3 protein-coding genes are annotated in these 5,712 nt (G+C 51.7%); 1 reads left to right on the top strand and 2 read right to left on the bottom strand.

Annotated features, from left to right (window positions below):
* Window positions 1-217 precede the first annotated feature (217 nt).
* The gene (locus tag GOX66_RS25200) at window positions 218-1,180 is read right to left on the bottom strand and encodes a hypothetical protein (RefSeq protein WP_170766620.1); all 963 of its coding nucleotides are present in this window, start codon (window positions 1,178-1,180) and stop codon (window positions 218-220) included.
* Window positions 1,181-1,733: 553 nt separating this feature from the next.
* The gene (locus GOX66_RS25985) at window positions 1,734-2,378 is read right to left on the bottom strand and encodes a VPLPA-CTERM sorting domain-containing protein (protein ID WP_237212787.1); all 645 of its coding nucleotides are present in this window, start codon (window positions 2,376-2,378) and stop codon (window positions 1,734-1,736) included.
* Window positions 2,379-3,325: 947 nt separating this feature from the next.
* Between GOX66_RS25985 and GOX66_RS26250 the strand changes: the two genes are divergently transcribed.
* Window positions 3,326-5,206, top strand: coding sequence for a heparinase II/III domain-containing protein (locus tag GOX66_RS26250; RefSeq protein WP_170766618.1), 1,881 nt, complete (start codon window positions 3,326-3,328; stop codon window positions 5,204-5,206).
* Window positions 5,207-5,712 lie beyond the last annotated feature (506 nt).

The following is a 5,712-nucleotide window of genomic DNA, read 5'->3' as shown; positions in this document are numbered from 1 at the left end:
AAAATACCCGCAAACATCACCAAAAAGTTCTTGCAATGCAGGAGCCACCCACAGAAGTCATTGAGCTTTGCCAACAGATGCTGCGACGCGGCCCGTCGAACCTGCCGTTCGCTGCTTGCGCGAGATCATGAATTGGTCGAAGTGGTGTTCCGCGGGACGAACCAAAGCCTCCGCTACGAAAATACCTAAGCATTCAGAAAAACTCTGACGACGGACACTATCGGGTTTCTTGATCTTTGGTCCAGTCGAGCGAACCAATCGCCACGTCGCCAACCGCCCAGCAGATATTGGCAAGACCAAAGACCATTCCCTGGGGTGTAGCCGTCGCAAAGGCCAGTCCACCTGAAAATAGTCGCCACGGTAGCCGCGCCCACATGCTTGTCACAAACGGTCTCTCGCGTTTGGTATGGGCCGAAACCCAGAAAATCGCCGGTTTGACGACCCTATCGCAGAACCAAACGACTGGCCTGTCGAGCAGAGTTTCGAACAAGCGCGGAAGGATGCCGTCGTGTGGATTGAGAAGTCTAGCAGCACAGTCTTTCTCGACAGTTCCCCCTTTCGAAGCTGCGAGGAAGCGTGCTGTTTCAAACACGCCTCCTTGATAGGTCAGTAAACCTGCTGCCAGCACATAGACGCCTGTGGCAATCGCAATGGCGCTGAGGGCTAGGCCAATCTCGTCACTGGTTTCCAAATCAACCGAAACCTCAACAACCCCAAAGGCGGCAAGAGCAATTCCACCAAGACTGAGGGCCAAACTTCCTGGCTTCATCAAAAATGGATTGCGCTTGCTTTGGCGCAACAGCGAGGAACCAACGACAAATGATGCCGCAGCGTCAGTCAGCCAACTAGTATCGGCATTCAGCGTGAATGTCAGAATAAGAACAGCGGCGATCAACGTCGCAGCATCGAAGAGATTGATCAGCGCCAGTCGTCCGGCGAGGCTGACAAGGTTCTTCATAGGCGGTGCAAGCAGAACAACAATGCCGAGCGCAATCGTAACAAAAGCGTCGGGATGGTCGCGGGCGAGGGTTAGGGCCTTGCCGATAGGATCGAGGTTCGGATTCAACACCACCGCATTGACTTCCGCAAAAAAGCTGGCAAAACCGCCAGACCCAGCGACAGCGGCGAACAGATTGCCAATTTCATATCCCCAGAACTGTAGTTCCAGGCTATTAGCCATGATTGATCGCTTTAGCAGTCTCATTTCGGTCAGCCGTCCTGTCACCGGGGCTTGCATGGTTTTCCAGTCTCTTGCCTAGTTCGACACTTGTGCGCCCTGCCCATTATGCAAGGTGTGTTGTTTGGCTGCCATCAAAACAAAGACGGCTTCTCTCTCGCTTGTTACGCCCCATGCGCCTGGGGCCTAAACCGGACCGACGGTGGCGCGGCGGGCGAAACCATGGCCGTTGCCCGACCCAATTGGCGGCAACGCAGACTAATGCGGACTTTTGCAGGCGCGGCAACTGCTGGTACAGAAGGCCGTTGCGGTTTCGACGAACCAATCTCTGCAATACAGCTATATCACCAAACTAGTCATTCAGTAGAGCCCGTTGATTAGCGATTGCGCCGTTGGTGCGGAACCCGATGAGATGCGGCAACGGGAAGCGTCATGCAGATTCTCTCATTCAGTGTTGATTGTCTCTAGTGGTAATCCGGATTAATCCCGTGCCCGGGACATGGGGTCACCGCTCCAGCTTAGCGCCAGCTTCATCGGCATCCAAACGGCTGGTAATCTAGTGGCGCGCCTTCTTCGCGTTTCGTCTGAAAATAGAAAATGCTCCGATCCCGCCTAGCAATAGCCAACCTGTAGCCGGTAATGGAACTGGAGCCACAGTCTCGGGTGGTGTGGTTGACATGCTAAGCGATATCAAATCACGATGTGGAAAAAGTGCACCTCCGGTTCTGTTTACGCCCGCGCATGAACCACCGGATATAAAGCAATAACCCTGACTGGATTGCCCATTGAGAACGCCATCCAGCTTGTTCGACGTTGCGGGATTACCGTTGAACACCAGCGCCAATGTAGAGGTCGCAGGTGTCGGGTTATTTGCGTCGAATTGGTTAATAAAGAAGCTCGTGTAGAACCTTCCGTCATTTGGCGAATAAACAGCTTCTCCAGACCACCCGAAGACAACTTTGTCCCAGCTAATCAAGCAACAATTGGTCTTGGTTTCTCCAGTATTGGCAGTCAAGGCCACGTTGGAAGCGGTGAATTGAGATGGGTCGTAATCGAAGCTGCCGGTCAGTGCAGGCTTATTGCTATTGCTGCTTTCGAATTTACCGGTAACGTACCAAGTCTGAGTTAATGCAAAAGCTGGTGTTATTGTTCCGCTCAGAAACAAAAGCGCAGCCAGAACTCGGTAGACAAACGGTCGCATGGTGGTCCCCCAATCCTGTTAAATAATATTGAACTATAACACATTAAGGCTTCAAATGCAGCAAAAGCTCGGATGACAGCCGTTTGTCGGTGTGCAGGTCTCGAAGCTTTGGACTCTTTCCGGCCCTTCTCTTCACGTTGAATAAAGGACCGCTTCGCCTCCAAAAAATTTGCTGTCAAAAAGGAAGAACCATGAGTGGCATGTCAGCAACTGAGGAATGGCGTTACCGGGGTCTGAAGACAAAATGTGACTCCAGCATGTATATGCCAAATTATTGCGGTAGTACTCTTAGAGAAATTCGCGAACTCTGTAATGACCCCCGCCTTGCCAATAACTATCCTGCTGACTTTCAAAGCGTTCTCATCGGGAGTGCAGGAACTCGTTCCCCATAACAACAATGGGGATCGCTTCGGTCCGAGATGTCAATCGACAGGTCTTTTGGGTCCTATTCCCAATCCTGGACACCCTGCCAATAATTGCGTCGTACTAGAAGGGTATTGCATATTACTTGCTCCTGAATATCCCGTTGCAACTTGTTTTTGTTTCAACGGCCAGTCCGGCTTTCCTATTCAAGGCAGGGCTTTCTATGATGCAGGCATTGCCAACTTGTCGCGGAATGATCGAGGAAATATGGGCTCTTATCAGACCTCGGTACTGACGCAGCATAGGCCCCTGCCACGAATTCGGCTCGAAGCGGACCTTGGTCTACAGGCGATGCGTTGCGGAGCAGCATCCCCACAGAGGTCATTCAGATCTGAAAAACTGTTATTCGTCCGTCAACTTTATCAGGATGCCGTAGGCTTTGCAGTGTTAGTTCGTAGGAGTATTAATAGCGTATGGGTTCTGTGATCGCGGCCGTCAGAAAGACCAGTCGAAAACGCGCCCGCCTTCTGTGTGCGCCACTCCTAGTTTGTCTGTGCATAACAAGCGCGGAATCTCAAACGTCGGTGCCTGAGGTCATTCTGACGGAAGAGGTCGTTCAGCGAATTGAGGCTCAACGATCTGAGGATCCTGTCTTCGCATTGAAGTACAAAGCTTTGATTGCACGTGCGAATGCACATCTGCAATCGCCAACGGTTGTCGAATTACTTCAAAAGGAAGATGGCGAGATACATCAGGCTTTCCAGGGTTTTGGCGAAAGACCCGTAGAACGCCTAACAACATTGGCTTTGGCGTGGCGTTTGACAGGTGACAATCGCTACGCTGAACGCACTAGGACAGAACTTCTTCAACTTTCGGATTTGGAGACCTGGCATCCTGAAAACTTTCTCGGGCTCAGCCGTGTGAGTTTGGCGGTTTCACTTGGGTACAGCTGGATCAGCGAAGCTTTGGACCCGCAAGATCACCAAGCCATTAGATCCGCGTTGGTCGAAAACGGGTTGAAAGAAGCCGACAAGATCTACGGTCTGGATACACTGTATTTCGAAAATGGCTGGGTCGCACCGCAACGTTGGGTCTACCCAACACCAGTTCCGAAGACACTGCCCGATGGAACTGCGAGCGCGGATATCACCTGGCCTGTTGCATCATTCAACTGGAACGTTGTTTGCAATGCCGGAATGATCGTCGCTGCACTGGTGTCTTCAAACGTGGAGCCGGAATTAGCCAATAGAATTATCGAACGCGCTCAGGAGTCCATTCGCAATGGGTTTGCAATGTTTGCTCCGGATGGGGCTTGGTCGGAGGGACCAATGTACGGCGCTCTGTCGGCCAGGGATGCGGCTGTTTTGATCGACTCATTGAGTTCAGTTCTTGGTCATGACTTTGACCTCTCAAAATCCGTTGGGCTGGAGAGATTTGGAGAATATTTGATTCATGTGACTGGACCGACAGGTATGCTCTTCAACTACGGTGATAGCGATACACGTACCGATCCTGTCGCGCTTACATGGCTGGCATCGTACTACAATCAGCCAAGCTACAACCTACCTACGGTTAATGCCACGCCATCTTCCCATCCCGCCTTCGAACTAATTTGGCAGCAAAGTCCAGAACATGAACTTATACCCCCTCGTAAAGAAGCCTATTGGTCCGGGGGGCTTGGCCTGGTGACTATGCGGTCCGCCTGGGACGATCCTGACGCGACATTCGTTGGTTTCAAAGCCGGGCCACTCCGTAGCCACCACAATAATCTGGACGCTGGAACGTTTGTGCTTGAGGCAAACGGTGTGCGGTGGGCAGTGGATTTGGGGATCGGGAATTATCAGTTGCCGGGATACTTTATCGACAAGCGCTTTGATTACTATCGCACTGCCACGATAGGGCAGAATACTCTGACCTTTAATGAGGCGAACCAAATTGCAACTAGACGCGCGCAGATCAAGGAGTTTGGCCAGTTCTCAGGGTTCAACTTCGCGATCGCCGACCTTTCTGATGTGTATGGTCAAACCAAAGGCACGATCATGCGTGGAATTGCGTTGGTAGATGATGGAACAGTGCTTATTCAGGATGAAATCAGCAGCCACCTAGAGGGGCCAGTGGCATGGACGATGCACACCGAAGCGGAGGTTTCGATTGTTGGGTCAAACGCGACCTTGATCCAGGACGGTAAAGAGTTACGCGCGCGAATTTTGTCTCCGCCGGAAGCTGAGTTCGTACTGCGTTCGGCAAATCCATGTGAAACGCCATACGATTCCGAATGCCAGCTTCAAAACCCCAACTCGGGCATAAAGAGATTGATGGTTGACTTGAACCTTGATGCCTGGACTTCACCACGGAGCATTGCGGTTGTTTTCGAAAGCGAAGGACAGGCGACCTACAAAACGGCTGTCCCCTTGAGCCAGTGGAGTTTGACGGCCAGCCTTCCGAACAACAGCGAAAGGCAGTAGGTCTGGTCGGCGACCTGAGCGCGCCAAGTTAACGGGCAAAAGCTCTACCAAAAAAGGCACGGTTGAGCCGTGATGATTGTCGCGCAGGCAAGGATAGATTGACCACTTTTTTGATAGCAAGGCCGCCCGGGATCAGTTCACGTGGGTCCGAAAGGGTGTTTGCAGTTTCCTCGGACGTTGGATGTTTACGTGGTCACATAACGGTGGTGATCACGGTTCGAATCCTTGGTGTTGAACAGCTCAAAAATGAAGGAGGTTCGATATTTCTGCGAACGGGCGATACGTCGATAAAGTCCAAAACCAATATCAACGACGATCGTTGAGATGTCCTCTGGCAGCCTAAGTCAGGTTTTGGCCAAACTTTAAGCTAAAAAATCCCACCGGTTTTTTCGAGGGCTTTTTGCCTCGAATATACGCAAAGTCGGAATTTTCAAACGATATCAGTCCATACCGGATGAGGTGGGTGGCTCCTGCTCCACCGGCATCGAATGTGCCAAAGTGCAGTT

Origin of the sequence: Ruegeria lacuscaerulensis, assembly GCF_013031245.1 — a bacterium.
GTDB lineage: Bacteria > Pseudomonadota > Alphaproteobacteria > Rhodobacterales > Rhodobacteraceae > Ruegeria > Ruegeria lacuscaerulensis_C.
Note: the sequence above shows the minus strand (reverse complement) of the source record. Positions and strands in the feature narration are given on the sequence as shown.